Origin of the sequence: Nostoc sp. UHCC 0252 (assembly GCF_034931145.1) — a bacterium.
Lineage (GTDB): Bacteria > Cyanobacteriota > Cyanobacteriia > Cyanobacteriales > Nostocaceae > Nostoc.
Genome location: NZ_JAYGHE010000010.1, coordinates 83,123 through 97,996, shown reverse-complemented (window position 1 = coordinate 97,996; position 14,874 = coordinate 83,123). Strand labels below are relative to the sequence as shown.

Annotated in this window: 15 protein-coding genes; 5 read left to right on the top strand and 10 right to left on the bottom strand. The window is 43.2% G+C overall.

Annotated features, from left to right (window positions below):
- The first annotated feature begins 256 nt into the window (after positions 1-256).
- Positions 257-466: a hypothetical protein gene (locus tag VB732_RS09230; RefSeq protein WP_323230526.1), complete on the top strand. Its 210-nt coding sequence runs from the start codon at positions 257-259 to the stop codon at positions 464-466.
- A gap of 250 nt (positions 467-716) precedes the next feature.
- Positions 717-1,172: a helix-turn-helix domain-containing protein gene (locus VB732_RS09225; protein ID WP_323230525.1), complete on the top strand. Its 456-nt coding sequence runs from the start codon at positions 717-719 to the stop codon at positions 1,170-1,172.
- Between the two features lie 117 nt (positions 1,173-1,289).
- On the opposite strand, the gene gatA is transcribed toward VB732_RS09225, so the two are convergent.
- Entirely contained in the window at positions 1,290-2,750 is a 1,461-nt protein-coding gene (gatA, locus tag VB732_RS09220) for an Asp-tRNA(Asn)/Glu-tRNA(Gln) amidotransferase subunit GatA (RefSeq protein WP_323230524.1), read from the bottom strand.
- Positions 2,751-3,092: 342 nt separating this feature from the next.
- Between gatA and VB732_RS09215 the strand changes: the two genes are divergently transcribed.
- The 3 genes from VB732_RS09215 (at position 3,093) to VB732_RS09205 (ending at position 6,831) form a co-directional block, all read left to right on the top strand.
- Positions 3,093-3,233 (top strand): hypothetical protein, encoded by a 141-nt coding sequence (locus tag VB732_RS09215; RefSeq protein WP_041565237.1) that lies wholly within the window; start codon positions 3,093-3,095, stop codon positions 3,231-3,233.
- Between the two features lie 359 nt (positions 3,234-3,592).
- Entirely contained in the window at positions 3,593-6,487 is a 2,895-nt protein-coding gene (locus VB732_RS09210; RefSeq protein WP_323230523.1) for a glycerol-3-phosphate acyltransferase, read from the top strand.
- The gene (locus VB732_RS09205) at positions 6,484-6,831 is read left to right on the top strand and encodes a cupin domain-containing protein (RefSeq protein ID WP_323230522.1); all 348 of its coding nucleotides are present in this window, start codon (positions 6,484-6,486) and stop codon (positions 6,829-6,831) included. Before VB732_RS09210 ends, VB732_RS09205 begins: the two co-directional genes overlap by 4 nt.
- 400 nt (positions 6,832-7,231) lie before the next feature.
- On the opposite strand, the gene VB732_RS09200 is transcribed toward VB732_RS09205, so the two are convergent.
- The 9 genes from VB732_RS09200 to VB732_RS09160 all read right to left on the bottom strand — a co-directional run bounded on the left by VB732_RS09200 (position 7,232) and on the right by VB732_RS09160 (position 14,721).
- The gene (locus VB732_RS09200) at positions 7,232-7,588 is read right to left on the bottom strand and encodes a hypothetical protein (protein WP_323230521.1); all 357 of its coding nucleotides are present in this window, start codon (positions 7,586-7,588) and stop codon (positions 7,232-7,234) included.
- A gap of 183 nt (positions 7,589-7,771) precedes the next feature.
- The gene (locus VB732_RS09195; protein ID WP_323230519.1) at positions 7,772-8,263 is read right to left on the bottom strand and encodes a DUF4174 domain-containing protein; all 492 of its coding nucleotides are present in this window, start codon (positions 8,261-8,263) and stop codon (positions 7,772-7,774) included.
- A 325-nt stretch (positions 8,264-8,588) separates the two neighbouring features.
- Positions 8,589-9,239 carry a GTP cyclohydrolase I FolE gene (gene folE, locus VB732_RS09190; protein WP_323230517.1) on the bottom strand — a complete coding sequence of 217 codons (651 nt, stop codon included), beginning with the start codon at positions 9,237-9,239 and terminating at the stop codon, positions 8,589-8,591.
- 288 nt (positions 9,240-9,527) lie between these two features.
- Positions 9,528-11,252, bottom strand: coding sequence for a precorrin-3B C(17)-methyltransferase (gene cobJ / locus VB732_RS09185; protein ID WP_323230515.1), 1,725 nt, complete (start codon positions 11,250-11,252; stop codon positions 9,528-9,530).
- Positions 11,253-11,606: 354 nt separating this feature from the next.
- Positions 11,607-12,005 carry a hypothetical protein gene (locus VB732_RS09180; protein ID WP_323230514.1) on the bottom strand — a complete coding sequence of 133 codons (399 nt, stop codon included), beginning with the start codon at positions 12,003-12,005 and terminating at the stop codon, positions 11,607-11,609.
- A gap of 12 nt (positions 12,006-12,017) precedes the next feature.
- Positions 12,018-12,326: a hypothetical protein gene (locus VB732_RS09175; RefSeq protein ID WP_323230513.1), complete on the bottom strand. Its 309-nt coding sequence runs from the start codon at positions 12,324-12,326 to the stop codon at positions 12,018-12,020.
- 169 nt (positions 12,327-12,495) lie between these two features.
- Positions 12,496-12,666, bottom strand: coding sequence for a hypothetical protein (locus VB732_RS09170; protein ID WP_323230511.1), 171 nt, complete (start codon positions 12,664-12,666; stop codon positions 12,496-12,498).
- 101 nt (positions 12,667-12,767) lie between these two features.
- Positions 12,768-13,157 carry a hypothetical protein gene (locus VB732_RS09165; protein WP_323230510.1) on the bottom strand — a complete coding sequence of 130 codons (390 nt, stop codon included), beginning with the start codon at positions 13,155-13,157 and terminating at the stop codon, positions 12,768-12,770.
- 40 nt (positions 13,158-13,197) lie between these two features.
- Positions 13,198-14,721, bottom strand: coding sequence for an acyl--CoA ligase (locus tag VB732_RS09160; protein WP_323230509.1), 1,524 nt, complete (start codon positions 14,719-14,721; stop codon positions 13,198-13,200).
- Positions 14,722-14,874 lie beyond the last annotated feature (153 nt).

Below are 14,874 nucleotides of genomic sequence, written 5' to 3'. Positions count from 1 at the left end.
AGCAGCTGATGGTGGCGATAAAGTTAAACTACTGGCGATCGCTTCGCATCATCATATTTTTACTAAGCATTACAAAAAGTTAACCGCAAAGATGCACTTCACAGCTTGAGCGATCGCAATACCACCATAAAAAACCTGTTTTTTTAGTAAAAAAGACTACATAAATTAATAGTATTAATCCATATTTACCAAGTTCAAACTATCTTAGTAATGTTAAGAAACAGCTAGGGAAAGGTTAAAAAAACAAATATTTGGCATGAAGTTGCATCCAGATACACAAGCTGGTGTTTTGGATGCACCCAATTTGTATAGACACACAGCCGCAATACAGCCCAAAACCTCATGTAGAGACGCGATAAATCGCGTCTTGATTCATCGCGTCTTAAAATACCAATTATCCAAACCGTATTTAGCTATAACGATGAAGAGTGTGGTTATAGCGATCGCTCTAACTATCCCAGCTTAGATTAGCAGTCCGGCAAATACTTATATTATAAATTACAAGCTTACAACTTTCATGTCCAAAGCTTTCTAGGCTTTTCGTAATTATTTTGACACTATAAGTACTAAGTATTGACAGCTTGAGAATTTTCAACTCTAGACTTTAGCTACAGATTAAAAAATATCCTAAAATCAATTATTCGGTAAAAATACGTATGCGGTTTTAAGTCATCTCACTATATGAATAGTAGAATTAGCCCATATAGGAGAAGACTGTGACGCTCTTAAATCAAGCTCAAGTAGAGCAGCTAAAGGAAATAAGCACACACTTGCGACAAGTAAGACAAGAAAAATCCATACGCATAGAAGAAATAGCCGCTCAAACCCTGATTCGAGCAGGTGTTTTACAAGCTTTAGAAGAAGAACGATTTGAAGAATTACCTGAGCCGATTTTTCTTCAAGGATTCATCCGTCGCTATGGAGATGCTTTAGGGCTGGATGGAGATGCTTTGTCACATACTCTAATCAGCAATGTAGTCCGCCAAGACTCCGATAATCACAAGAATTCAGGCAATAAACCAAATACATATATATCCCTTGTTCTCACCTATATTCTTTTATTAGTAGCTGCATCTGCTGGTCTTTTACATATACTGAATCCATCACAAATTACATCTGAATCCCCGACTCCAGAAGTTATTGGTCAACAGTCAATAGTGACTAATAAGTGAACAGTAATCAGGGAGTAGGGGACAAGGGGACAAGGGGCAGGGGGCAGGGGGCAGGGGGCAGGGAGCAGGGGGAAAGAGATAATGTTATTTATTCTTCCCAATTCCTAATTCCCATTTTCAAGATATTTGTGGTTTCCGCAGATGCCAAGTAGTAGATTGCTCATAAGCGTAAGCTACTTGAAACAATTGGTCTTCTCGCAGCACATTGCCAATTAGCTGTAATCCTATTGGTAAACCCTGATCGTCAAAACCGCATGGCAAACTTAAACTAGGTAAACCAGCAAGATTTACAGGAATAGTCATCAAGTCAGTTAAATACATGCTCAAGGGGTCAGTAGTTTTTTCCCCTGCTTTGAATGCTGTAGTGGGAGACGTGGGACAAATTAACACATCAACCACACCAAAAGCCTTTTCAAAGTCTTGCTTAATTAGGGTGCGGACTTTTTGCGCTTTCAGATAATAAGCATCGTAATAGCCAGCCGAAAGTGCGTAAGTGCCAATCATAATTCGGCGTTTGACTTCTGTACCAAAACCAGTAGCACGGGTACGAGTATACATTGATAGCAGATTATCGGCATCAGGAGCGCGGTAGCCATATTTAACGCCATCGTAACGAGCCAAGTTTGCTGATGCTTCGGATGGGGCGATGATGTAATAGGTGGGTAAGCCATAGCGGAAGCGAGGACAAGAAACTATATGAATTTCTGCTCCCAAACTTTGTAATACATCTACTGCTTTGGTAACAGCTTGTTCCACTACAGAATCTAAACCTTCACCAAAAGTCTCTTTAATGATCCCAATCCTTAGCTGACCTCTAGGTTTGAAGTCTGGTTTGAATTTGCTGGCATAGTTGGGAATGGCAACTTTTAGACTGGTAGAGTCTTTCGGATCGTGACCTGCGATCGCACCTAATAATATTGCCGCATCTTCTACCGTGTTTGCAAATGGCCCAATTTGATCCAAAGACGAAGCGTAAGCCACCAAACCATAACGCGAAACCAAACCGTAAGTTGGCTTCATCCCCACCACACCGCAAAAAGATGCAGGTTGGCGAATCGAACCACCAGTATCAGAACCGAGAGCAACTACACATTCTTGCGCTGATACCGCCGCCGCAGAACCCCCCGAAGAACCACCTGGAACTCGTGACAAATCCCAAGGATTAGCCGTCACTTGGTAGGCAGAGTTTTCTGTGGAACTACCCATTGCAAACTCATCTAAGTTGGTTTTGCCTACCATTACCGCCCCAGCATCTGCCAGTTTTTGCGTCGCTGTTGATTCATAAGGCGGCACGAAATTTTCCAAAATTCGGGAGGCGCAAGTGGTAGGGATTCCCTTGGTACACATATTGTCCTTAATCCCAACAGGAATGCCCGCTAGTAGCCCGATTTCTTCACCGGCAGCGATTTTTGCATCCACAGCCCCCGCCTGCTCTAATGCCCTTTCTGCCGTCACACATAAAAAGCTGTGCAATTTCGGCTCTAACGCTTGAATGCGCTCTAAAGCTTCTTGGGTTATTTCAACGGCAGAACGTTCTTTCTTAACCAGCTGTTGGTGCAACTCGCGGATGGATGCCATGATTGCTCTCTTTGTGACTCAAATCATTGATTTTAGTACATATTGGCTGGGGTTGGGAATGGGAAATTGGGAATGGGAAATTGGGAATTGGGGAAAGAATTCTCATAACTCTTGTACAGACGCGATGAATCGCGTCTCTTTTGTAAGATTCATCGCGTCTCTCCTTCGCCAGCATCGATAAATAAGACTGATACCTCTGAAGAAATAAGTAATTGTGGGGTTGGAAAAATTGGGAGGCTTAAACAAAATAATATTAGGAATTTAACATGATCCGTAAATAGAGGGACTACAATCAAAACGGACAAATGTCTCATGCTCCAATAAAGAGAGGATTACAAAGCTATGTCCGATTTAAATCGAGGAATTATGAAATTTGAGGGTGCAGATTCTCCAAAAGTAGTGACTATCTCTACCGTGCTGCTTCTGGGATCGATCGCTGCTCTCATCATTTGGGCGCTGCAAGCTGCATACGCGCTAAACTAAAACCATTAGTAGTCTAGAAGGGCACTTGTCTTAAACGGTTTCCGTCGTAGCCAAGTGTCCATTCCATGACTAATAATTGAAGAAGAATCCAGAATCCAGAATCCAGAATCCAGAATGTTTTTCCTTTGGGGATTCAAACCACCGCCTGATCGTAGACCACTAAATCTATGATTTGAATCGTTTTAAACCCCTGTGTTCATCCTTTAGCAATACTCGAATCCATTCTGAATTCTGACTCCTGACTCCTGAATTCTTTCTATTAAAAGCCTCTTAATAACCATCAAAAATTTCAGAAAAACTTTAGATTTTAGATTTGAGGTTTTAGATGGAAAATTTAAATCTAAAATCAAAAATTCAGAATGTTTGAACCTTGGGGTATTTTAGCTATTTTAATTATCTGCCCCCTCTTGGGCGGATTACCCCTGATTTCATGGATCACTTACGCGCTGACGAGGAAGCAATTATCACAAGTTGGTACACAAAACATTAGTGTATCAGCTGCTTTTTACCACGGCGGCAAGTTTGTCGGAATTCTGGCAGTCTTGTCAGAAGCACTTAAAGGAATTGCGGCAGTTTTCCTCACCCGCGTTTTCTTCCCAGAGGGATCGTTTTGGGAATTGATTGCTCTCATCGCTCTGGTAATTGGAAGATATTGGATAGGCAAAGGGGCAGGTACGACAAATGTTGTTTGGGGATTTGTCGTACATGATCCCCTTGTGGCAATATTTGTCTCTTTCTTTGCAGGGATTAGCTTCACAATTTTGCAATCAAAACAAACGGTAAAATTTGGGGTTTTACTTCTGTTTCCGTTGTTTGTAGCAATTTTGCACATTAGTGATATCCCAAGAATTCTTGCTGCTGTCGCCTTAGCTGGTTTAATGGGATGGATTTATAGAAAAATTCCTGATGATATGAACCTACCAGTTCAACAGGCGCAAACCGAATCGCAAGCGATGTTGGAATTTTTACGCGGCGATCGCGCTATGGTTTCTCTAGATGAAGAGTTAGATGCTGCCATTGTCGGAGAAAAGGCGGCTACGCTATCCCAAATTAAGCGCTGGGGTTATCCAGTTCCCAAGGGATGGGTTCTAGCCCCAATTGATGATCCGCAAGCGTTGACAGAATTCCTCCAACCATCAGAATTATCCCCTTTGGTAGTCCGTTCCTCTGCTATTGGCGAAGATTCAGAACAGGCTTCTGCGGCTGGACAGTATGAAACAGTTTTAAATGTTACTAGCCCAGAGGCATTACAGCAAGCGATCGCTCAAGTTCAAGCTTCTTACAATCATCCATCTGCTGTCCAATATCGACGCGATCGCGGCTCAGATGATACAGCAATGGCTGTGTTAATTCAACAACAAGTCCAAAGTGTATATTCTGGCGTTGCTTTCAGCCGCGATCCCATTACTCAACAAGGTGATGCAATCATTATTGAAGCCCTTCCAGGCAGCCCGACGCAAATCGTTTCGGGAAAAGTCACACCAGAACAATATCGCGCTTTTGTCGTTGAAGCAGAAAAATCTTCCTCTGTACAATTAGAGGGTACTGGACGAGTCCCACAAGCATTAATCAAACAAGTTGCATACTTAGCTCACCGACTCGAAAAACGCTATCATGGCACTCCTCAAGATATTGAATGGAGTTACGACGGTCAAACGCTTTGGGTATTGCAATCTCGACCAATCACTACTCTACTGCCAATTTGGACACGTAAAATTGCCGCCGAAGTGATTCCTGGAGTAATTCACCCATTAACATGGTCAATTAATCGTCCTTTAACTTGTGGAGTTTGGGGAGACTTTTTTACTTTAGTTTTGGGCGATCGCGCTTTGGGTTTAGATTTTAATGAAACAGCAACTCTGCACTATTCCAGGGCGTATTTTAACGCATCCCTCTTAGGAGATATCTTTCTCCGCATGGGATTGCCGCCGGAAAGTCTAGAATTTTTAACTAGAGGAGCAAAATTAAGTAAGCCGTCCTTGCAATCAACTTGGGAGAATTTGCCAGGACTAGGGAGGTTGCTGAAGCGGGAATTAAATTTAGAAAAAGACTTCAAGCGGGATTATCACCAACGATTTATTCCTGGGTTGTCGCAGTTGGCGCAGGAAAATGTAGATAATTTAGAACCAGCCCAGCTACTAATCAGAATTGACTTTATTTTAGAGTTGCTACGCCACGGGACATATTACAGCATTTTAGCTCCCTTAAGTGCCGCCCTGCGACAGGCGATTTTTCGGGTGAAGGATGGCCAAATTGATAATAGCGTAACTCCAGAAGTGGCGGCATTGCGATCGCTCAGTGCCATAGCTACAGATGCCAAGCAAGTATTGGGTGAGTTTGAACCACAGCAGGTATTTGAGCAGTTAAAGCAAACCCCGGAGGGAGAAAAGATCCTGCAAGCATTTGATGAATTGCTTCAGGATTATGGCTATTTAAGTGAAGTGGGAACTGATATCTCCGTTCCCACTTGGCGGGAAAATCCCCAGATGATTAAGCAGATGTTTGTCCAGTTAATGCAGGGAAATGAACCCCAATCAGGCGCTAAAGACGCGATTAATAGCATCTTTGCAGGTAAGCGCAAACGAGGATTTGTGCAACAGCGTGTGGATATCAAGGGGCGAGTTACCGAAGTTTATTCACGGTTGTTAGCTGAATTGCGTTGGAGTTTTGTCGCTTTAGAGAAGATTTGGTTAAAGTCCGGCTTACTCCAGAAAACCGGAGATATCTTTTTTCTCAACTTTGATGAAGTGCGGCGTTTAGTTGGGGGTGAAGATTCTAGATTAATTGAGGAGTTAGATAAATTAATAGAATCAAGGCGATCGCAATTTGTCCAAGATAGCGAGTTTATTCAAATACCTCTTTTAGTCTACGGCAATACACCTCCTCACCCCTTAGCTCCTTCTGTGCTTTACTCTGACCAAATTTTACAAGGCATTGGAGCCAGCCACGGGCAAGCCGAAGGCCGAGTAAAGGTGTTACGAAATTTACAAGACGTGCCAGAGATTGACCGAGATACAATTCTGGTAGTACCTTACACAGATTCCGGCTGGGCCCCTTTGCTATTAAGGGCTGGAGGACTAATTGCCGAAGTTGGGGGACGGCTTTCTCACGGTGCGATCGTAGCTCGTGAATACGGTATTCCTGCGGTCATGGATGTTCGAGGTGCTACATGGATTTTGCAAGATGGTCAACGAGTAAGGATTGATGGGTCTAGGGGTATCGTGGAATTATCTAACGATTTAAGACCAGAATGATTACCAATTCTCTGAAAGACTTGCCAGAAGAGTCTGTTTCTCACAATCCCGAAATCAAGAAAAAGGTGATGCTACGCTTCGGCGATTTGCCTCACCTAACTAACTTTTCTCAAGCGCGTTTTGCTCCCGGACAAACCGCACCAGCACACGCACATCAAGATATGTGCGAAGTATTCTTTGTAGAAGCTGGTTCGGGAGTAATTCACATTGATGGTACAGAATACCCCCTGCTTCCAGGGAACTGCGTAGCGATAGAGCCGGGAGAAGTACATGAAGTTGTCAATAGTGGCTCAACTGAGCTTGTTTTGACCTACTTTGGTTTGCGAGTGGAAAAATCAGCGTAATTATTTTTAATGTGAGTTCGACAAACCTCTCCCTGCCTTGAACTTTAGTTCAAGTCTGTCCCTCTCCGACTCGGAGGGGGAAAGGTTTTGCGTAGTAAAACCAGGGAGAGGTCTTTTTCTTTTGGGCGGACATGATATGATGTCATATTCGGCAAATCACTTAATACTTATGTCATTGCGAATGCAACGAAGTGGAATGTTCGCGTAGCGTCTCGTAGAGATAGCAATCGCAAAGGTTTGGGATTGCCGCGCTACGCTCGCAATGACATAAGTATTAAGTGGAACATGATATGACTCGTCGAACTCACGTTAATACAACATACATTGAGGGCACAATATTATTATGCCCTCACAAAAGTTTGCGGATTGTGCTTATAAACAAAGATAAATTTGCAAAATCCTAATATACCAAGGGTGTCACGCCGCGCATCTGACGTAAAGAATTTATACAAGCAGGACAATCGCAGTTAAATAAGTTGACTGCCACATCGCTTTCCTCGACATTGAACTCTAGCATGGGAGAATCTTCTTGAGAAAACTCTATTTCGCGCTGATAGCTAGGAATTTGAGCCAATACGGAAGCCCTTGCACATACTAAACCCACTTTATGTTTATTGCGGATACAAGATAGACGGTCTGTGCTTTGGGCTGCTGGTTCTGGCTCCATAGCTTGTGCTTGATTGAGCATTACTCCCATAGAGAGAATAGAGCTAATTAGTATAGGAGAAGAAAGCAAACTCAGTAGGAATTTATTCATTGATTTCTTAAAAAACAATCTTAATCGCTTAGGTTATCCGATTAAATCTTACAGTGCAAGTCAACGTTTATCAGGAACATCGCCAGTTGTATCATCCGGTAACTTCTGCCTTACTTTATGAGAAGACCGCGCTTGCTCCCTGACTCGCTTTCACCCGTCATTTTTGGGTTGGTCGAGTACTAGTTACTTTCTGCGTCGCTCTTGCATTTCTTGCTGACGCATAGGCATAGCGTCAATTTGATCAAAAATTGCTGTCGCCTGCACTGTTGTAACATCACTGCGTTTAACACCACCATCTTTACCCACCAAAATCAGGCGGAAATTTTCTTTGTCAACCCCAAAGGACTCGCGCAACTTGGCAGCAGAAGACTCATCTATTGGCTGTCTATTGACATAGCTTTCATCTGTTGCGAAAACCTGAACGAGAACTAAATCCCGATCTGCAAAACCCCCGGTATGCTTTTGCAACAGTTGCATTTGCTGCTGATAGGTATGGTTATCGGCAGATGGTGCAAAAACTAGTAGTACACGGCTCTTCCATTTTTGGGAACTGAGGTTAAATGAAGACATTTTGATGGCATGATTGGTTGAACCTTGGACAGTATTAGCTTTGCTAACTGGCGACAGGGCTATACACGCTAATAGGCTCAAGGAAATTAATACTGAATTATTCACAATAGGTTTTTATCTGTTTTCTATGCTCTCAACCTATCATTATCCCTAATTTTTCTCTATCTGTTGATGGTTTGGTAAGTAACTACGCAAAATTAATTACAGTCATTGCGAGCGAAATGAAGCAATGACTGTAATTAATTATGTTTACCTACTTATTAGGTAAGTAGGTTGGTGAGAATCACTCAAGCTATAACAGGCTGACGGTTTATCAAAATCTAGCGTAGAAAAACTCAAACTTTGCCCTTCAAAACGGTTTGGGTTTTGAGGGGCAAACACCAGTTTAAAAACTGGTAATACTTAAGTTTCTACATTTACCCAAAGTTATTTAACGAAAATTAGAATTGTGCCGAATCAAATTCATAAATTCCTCACGAGTCCGCACATCTTCTGCAAAAATACCACGCATTGCACTAGTGACAGTCCAAGAACCAGGTTTCTGCACACCACGCATGACCATACACATGTGAGTTGCTTCTATCACCACCGCAACCCCTTGAGGTTTGAGTAATCTTTGTAGGGCATCAGCAATCTGCACCGTCAGACGTTCTTGAACTTGTAAACGTCGTGCATACATCTCGCAAATCCGAGCAATCTTAGATAATCCGATTACTTTACCATTGGGAATGTAAGCAACATGAGCGCGACCAATAATTGGCAAAATGTGATGTTCGCAGGAACTGAAAATATCGATGTCCCGTACTAATACCATTTCATTGGCATCTTCTGTAAAAACTGCTCCGTTTAGCAGTTCATCCAATGATTCATGATATCCTTTGGTGAGAAACTGTAAAGCTTTCATTACCCTTTTCGGAGTATCTTTTAATCCTTCGCGGTCTGGATCTTCTCCTAATCCAATCAGCAAAGTACGCACAGCCTGCATCATTTGAGCTTCTGTGACAGTTTCTTTTTGCCCAGTCGCTAAAGATGACAGTACCTGATCGGCAGAAGTTAGATCGGGACGAGTCGATAGAGTCATTTTGTCAGTTCTGTGGGAAGGTTTGATAAATCAGCTTGGTGTCAGATTTCGGTTGCGATCGATTCCTGACTCGTAACCAAGTGTAACATAACTTTACACTTCTTAATTATGTTAAAAATTTTGTCACCTAACTTCCGATAGAATTTCCGATCTTTCCTCCGCGTTCTCTATGCCCCTGTGGTTCGAAAACTACTTTTAACCGCAGAGGCGCAGAGGACACAGAGTGAAAAATTTAAAGAGGAATTAATTGACCAAGTTTTTTACTCACCTTGAAAGGGCTTATTCTATCTACTGTTCGGTATAGCGACGCGGTGTATAAACCCAGAGATTACCATCACTGCGTTTGATGGTTCGAGTTTTTGTGGAACCAATGAGAATAATTGTCCGCATATCAGCGCTTGCTGGTACTAGCTGGTCAAGTGTAATCACTTTCACCGTCTGTCCTGGTCTACCGAGATTCTGCGCCAAGACTACTGGGGTATCCGGTGTTCTATGTCGCAGCAAAATATTTCTCGCTTCTGCTAGTTGCCAAGTACGATCTTTAGAAACAGGATTGTAGAAAGCAATGACGAAATCAGCCTCGGCAGCAGCAGTAATTCGTTGGGCGATCGCAGACCAAGGCTTCAAGATATCAGATAGGGAAATAGCACAGAAGTCATGTCCAAGGGGCGCACCAATGGCTGCTGCTGCTGCCTGCATAGCTGAAATGCCTGGAGCTACATGAATATCGATAGTGTCCCATTCGGGTTTGGCATAGCGATCGCACACTTCAAAAACTGCGGTTGCCATTGCATAGATACCAGGGTCGCCAGATGAAACCACAGCGACATATCGCCCCGATGCTGCCAAATCAAGAGCCATTTTTGCCCGTGCTTCTTCTTCGCGGTTGTCGGACTCATGCCGTTGCTTACCATCAGCCAGAGAACCAATTAAATCTAAATAAGTTTTATAACCTACTAGGTCAGTTGCCGATTTCAGTATCTCTTTCACTTCGGGAGACATCCATTGCGAACCACCAGGCCCCGTGCCAATAATCGCTAACCGTCCGCGTGGTTGACCGATGGTATTGGGGTCAATTGGTTGAGGGGCAATGGCGATCGCAACATCAGGAGATGAGGAAGATAATGGAGATGTACCTGTCGCGGCGATCGCAGATGCTTGGGCGGGGCTATAACCTTGTGATAACAGTCTTTCTAGCTGATTTGGGGTAAAAAAGCGGGTAGGCAGTCCCAAGGCGCTAGCAACAGCGCGGATTGCGGGATTAGCGGCGGCGGTGATGGGTGCAAATATTCCAGCGACTGATGCTTTTTCTAGTTTGGCATCAGCTAGTAGCTGCTGTACTAAAGTGACTGCATCATCAATGGGGGCGCTAATTGCGATCGCGATCGTTGCTGGGTGGTAGACAAGACAGTTGCCTGTAGGAGTCACCAAACGTTCCGTAACTTGAATGGTCAAATCTCCCTGTGAATCTATGGGTAGTTTGCTATGGCTTAACCAAGGCGCTACTCCTTCTAGTTTGACTTTTGCCCCGGCTAGCACATCTGAGATAAATTTCTTCGCATCGTCTGAGTTTGCTAAACGGTATCCGGGGGGAGGAGATAACAGCGTTGTACCCAAACGTAAATCGCCTGTGGTCGTAATTGCAGGCTTGACATCAAGGGCTTCGGCAATGCGACGGGCCATATCATTTACCCCACCAAGTCCGCCCAAGAGGGGGACAACAGCACTGCCATCTTCAGCCACAGCTAGCACTGGTGGTTCCTGTTGTTTATCTGAGAGTACAGGAGCTAGCGTCCTAATTAGAATGCCGGCGGCACAAATGCCAATTAGCGGCGTTCCTTGGGCAAATAATTCGCGTAACGTCTCGCCAAAGTTAGTAAAGCTGACATCAACTCCAGATGTGCGATCGGCTAAACCGTATAGTTTCGCTCCTGGTAGAACGCTGATTATTTTGCGTGCGACTGTCACGCTATTTTGACCTAGTATTACAATGGCGGGTGCAACGTTCATCATAAGTAGATATCTTGCAAAATTTGATATCCTTCAAATGAAAGCATAGATTGAGATATGTATGCTCAAAAACCTATTTTGGGTTTATTCCATATTAGGTTTTAGAATTTAACTGAGTTCAGTAATATGTACTAACCCTCATCGAGATCGAATAAACCATCGCCAGAAAAAAGGCAAGCTAAAGTGCCTAAATCAGTTTTCAGCAAATTCTTATAGCGATTACCAGTTAAGTGAGGTACAGATAATATTTTGAAACGCAAAGGGACGCGAAGTAAAGCGCAGAGGTACGCAGAGATTTGTACCTCAGCAGACTAGGAAACGCTATATCTTTTAAGGGGAATATTAAATAACTAAAATTCAATCGGTTCCTGATTTACTAAAACTATCGATATCTAAAAGCCAATTTTCATCAATAAATTCCAAGCTTTCATTGTAAACAAGAACTAACTCACCAATCTTTTGAGTATGATTACTTTGCATTTGTGTAACATCGGCACCATCAGCTATAAGTGAAAACTTTAGTTGTAAAAAACGTTCAGCGTGAGTAACACCAATAGAACTGCTAACTAATTTTGCTTCTAGGGGACGAGGCAACGTAATTGTTTCATAATATTCATCTTGCTCATCCCAGTAACCGCATACTTTATAATCACATTGGTTAAGATGTTCTTGAACAAGAATGTTGGTATCTAAATTTTCTAATATTTCAGTTAAATCTCGCCAGACTTGATGATTTTTTAATTCGAGTCTTGTCATAGTTATATGGGTTTAATGTTCTGTTACCAAACCAGGGAAATGTAAGACACCATCAATAAATTTTGCATGAAATCGGCGATCGCCACCTTTACCTAAGACTTTAGATTTCAAATCATAGCCGGATTCCTGGGAAGCCACCAACCCAACATTACCACGAGGGGAGACTTGCCCTTTTTCAATGGCTTTTAAATGTTTGCCTTTACGATCATATTTTAATCCTAGTTTTATCTGTGACTCTGCAAATGAAACTAGCATACCAGTGGGAGAAAAATATGCAATATCAGGTTGGATATCTGCCCAGTTATCGGGTAAAGCTTCCATTAAATTAATACTGCTATAGTTAAGCGGCTTGAGTTACCGGGCTTGAGTTTTAAGGTAACTCCAGATTCCACAATTGGTGGTTGTCCAATCGAAGCATTCGATATCCCACCAAGGGCAAGTCATCCAGATGGTGAACCTCGCTATGATTTGTTGAACTTCCGGCTGAAAACTAAGTTAGACTGTTCTCATTTTCACCGTGGGCAGAAAGTTTTGGTTGAGAAGCTTCTGCTGCTTGAGTAGTTTGAGATGGTTGGAAGCGATCGCTATTTTTGGCTGGTTCTTTTCGGGCATCTCCTAAGCGTGTGATGTCGTCTTCCTCACATAACACGACATTCTGCATATCTACACACAATATGACAATTTTCTGAATAAATTTTTGCTTTACTGCGTTCTGAAGGCGATCGCATTTTTTACAGGAAATGCGATCGCTTGCTTCTTATTTCAATTAGCTTTCCGTTCTTTAAGGACTTGATCTAGCAAATTTCTTGCAGGTTGGGCTTTAGCCAACGCTATTTGATGGTCATTATAAGCCTTAACAAGACGAGAAAGACTGCTCACACCTGCCTTAAGTTGCTCAAGTTCTTCACCAGCAACTAATTCGCCATCAAGCATCCGCCCAATTAACGGTTTGATATCACCCACTTCCTGCCGAACTTTTTGGAGCTTTTCTAGGCTACTCAGCAAAGTTTTGAGTGAGTTCAAGATGTCGTCAATATCCTGCACATCCTCTACTTGTTCCGGTAAATCTTCAATTGTCACTGTATCTTCATCTGAGATTGTAGGCAATTCCTGTGCAGACATTTCAGTTTGAACCCCGTTTGACCGTGCCATTGACGCTTCCTCAAGGAATTTTCCTTAGTGTATCGTTGATTTAGCTTATGTTAAGCAATTTCGCCATAGCTAACCGTTGCAGTTTCCCGGTAGCACCACGAGGTAGTTGATCCAAAATGTGAATTTGCTTCGGAACTTTGAAGTCTGCCAGGATGGTTGAACAGTGAGCTAAAAGTTCTTTTTCGCTAGCGTCTCCCTTGAGGACAACAGCAGCGTGGATATCTTCACCTAAAGATTTGTGGGGGACGGCAAAAGCTAAGGCTTCGGCGACGGTGGGATGGCGCAGCAACACATCATCCACTTCTAAGGGAGAAATTTTTTCCCCGCCCCGATTAATCAATTCTTTAATGCGTCCAGTTAAGTGGAGATAGCCGTCTGCATCCACAGTACCTTGATCTCCTGTACGGAACCAACCGTTGACAAAAGCTGTGGCGTTAGCTTCTGGGTTATTTTCGTAACCATCTATGACATTTGGTGCTTTTACCACCACCTCACCCAAGCTTCCTTGAGATAATAGGTTGCCTTCGGAGTCCATAATGCCGACATCCACACCAAAACCATAACCGACACTACCCGGTTTCCGTACTTTTGGCGGTAGAGGGTTGGTAGTCATTAAGTGGGATGCTTCAGTCATGCTGTAAGATTCCACCACGGGAGCATTGAGAGTTGCCTCCAACTGTTCAATAATAATCGGGGGCAAGGAAGCGCTACTAGAGCGAATGAAACGAAAGGGATTAGCTTGGACAATTTCTGTGTTGCGGCTAGCGCGGGCCAAAATTGTCTGGTGCATAGTTGGCGCTGCGGAGTACCAAGTAGGTTTATAGGTATCGACCAGTTTCCAAAACTCCAGGGCGTTAAAACCATTAGGACAAATTAGTGTGCCGCCCGATGCTAGGGTTGACAGCAAACAACCCACCAATCCGTGAACATGGAACAGGGGCATCAAACAAAGTGTAGTATCGGCTGCTGTGAGTGAGTAAGCAGTAATAATGTTGCTGGCTGAAGCGATTAAATTGCGATGACGAATTGGCACACGCTTAGGACGGCTGGTAGTGCCACTAGTGTGGAGAATCATCGCCAGATCGTCGGCGTTGGGTGGTGCTGGATTCGATGATTCAATTGGTTTTGAGCCTGTTTTGACTAATTCAAAGCTCAATGTGCCGTCAGTGTTTACCTTGGCATTAATCACCATCATATCGGGTGTGACGGCGGCGATCGCTGCTTCTGGTTCCTCAGACAAGGTAATCAGGGCATTTGCTTGAGTATCTTCGTAGTAAAAGGCAAATTCGTCTTGTTTGTATTTGGGATTTAAGGGTGCAGCCGTGCCACACAGGGCGGCAGCCAAAAAGGTAATAGCCATTGGTGTACCGTTAGTCATGGCAATGGCAATGCGTTCGCCCTTGGCGTTGGCGGAGCCATCGCCCCGTTTCAATCCAAATCTGTTAAGTTGAGATATTAGTCCAAGAATATTCTCGCGCAATTGCTGATAGGTTAGCGATCGCCCCCCAGGTGTAACTAAGGCTAGATGATTGTCTTCCCCTGCTAAAAGCTCAAATAAGTTCATTAGTTTTTCCGCCCTGTCAACAGATGATTCAATCAGTTTTAAGAATAAAGTACACGCCACGCCTAAACAATGTTTAGATAGTCTTCATCAGTATGGTAATATTTATTACATCAAAACTTTTACTTAGTATCATTGACAAAAAAATGACTTAAT

What these genes read in the sequence shown, in the direction of transcription:
- VB732_RS09230 (WP_323230526.1), top strand. Translation starts at nt 257, where the DNA reads ATGAAGTTGCATCCAGATACACAAGCTGGTGTTTTGGATGCACCCAAT.
- gatA (WP_323230524.1), bottom strand. Translation starts at nt 2,750, where the DNA reads ATGGCATCCATCCGCGAGTTGCACCAACAGCTGGTTAAGAAAGAACGT.
- VB732_RS09215 (WP_041565237.1), top strand. Translation starts at nt 3,093, where the DNA reads ATGTCCGATTTAAATCGAGGAATTATGAAATTTGAGGGTGCAGATTCT.
- VB732_RS09210 (WP_323230523.1), top strand. Translation starts at nt 3,593, where the DNA reads ATGTTTGAACCTTGGGGTATTTTAGCTATTTTAATTATCTGCCCCCTC.
- VB732_RS09205 (WP_323230522.1), top strand. Translation starts at nt 6,484, where the DNA reads ATGATTACCAATTCTCTGAAAGACTTGCCAGAAGAGTCTGTTTCTCAC.
- VB732_RS09200 (WP_323230521.1), bottom strand. Translation starts at nt 7,588, where the DNA reads ATGAATAAATTCCTACTGAGTTTGCTTTCTTCTCCTATACTAATTAGC.
- folE (WP_323230517.1), bottom strand. Translation starts at nt 9,239, where the DNA reads ATGACTCTATCGACTCGTCCCGATCTAACTTCTGCCGATCAGGTACTG.
- cobJ (WP_323230515.1), bottom strand. Translation starts at nt 11,252, where the DNA reads ATGATGAACGTTGCACCCGCCATTGTAATACTAGGTCAAAATAGCGTG.
- VB732_RS09180 (WP_323230514.1), bottom strand. Translation starts at nt 12,005, where the DNA reads ATGACAAGACTCGAATTAAAAAATCATCAAGTCTGGCGAGATTTAACT.
- VB732_RS09175 (WP_323230513.1), bottom strand. Translation starts at nt 12,326, where the DNA reads ATGGAAGCTTTACCCGATAACTGGGCAGATATCCAACCTGATATTGCA.
- VB732_RS09170 (WP_323230511.1), bottom strand. Translation starts at nt 12,666, where the DNA reads ATGCAGAATGTCGTGTTATGTGAGGAAGACGACATCACACGCTTAGGA.
- VB732_RS09165 (WP_323230510.1), bottom strand. Translation starts at nt 13,157, where the DNA reads ATGGCACGGTCAAACGGGGTTCAAACTGAAATGTCTGCACAGGAATTG.
- VB732_RS09160 (WP_323230509.1), bottom strand. Translation starts at nt 14,721, where the DNA reads ATGAACTTATTTGAGCTTTTAGCAGGGGAAGACAATCATCTAGCCTTA.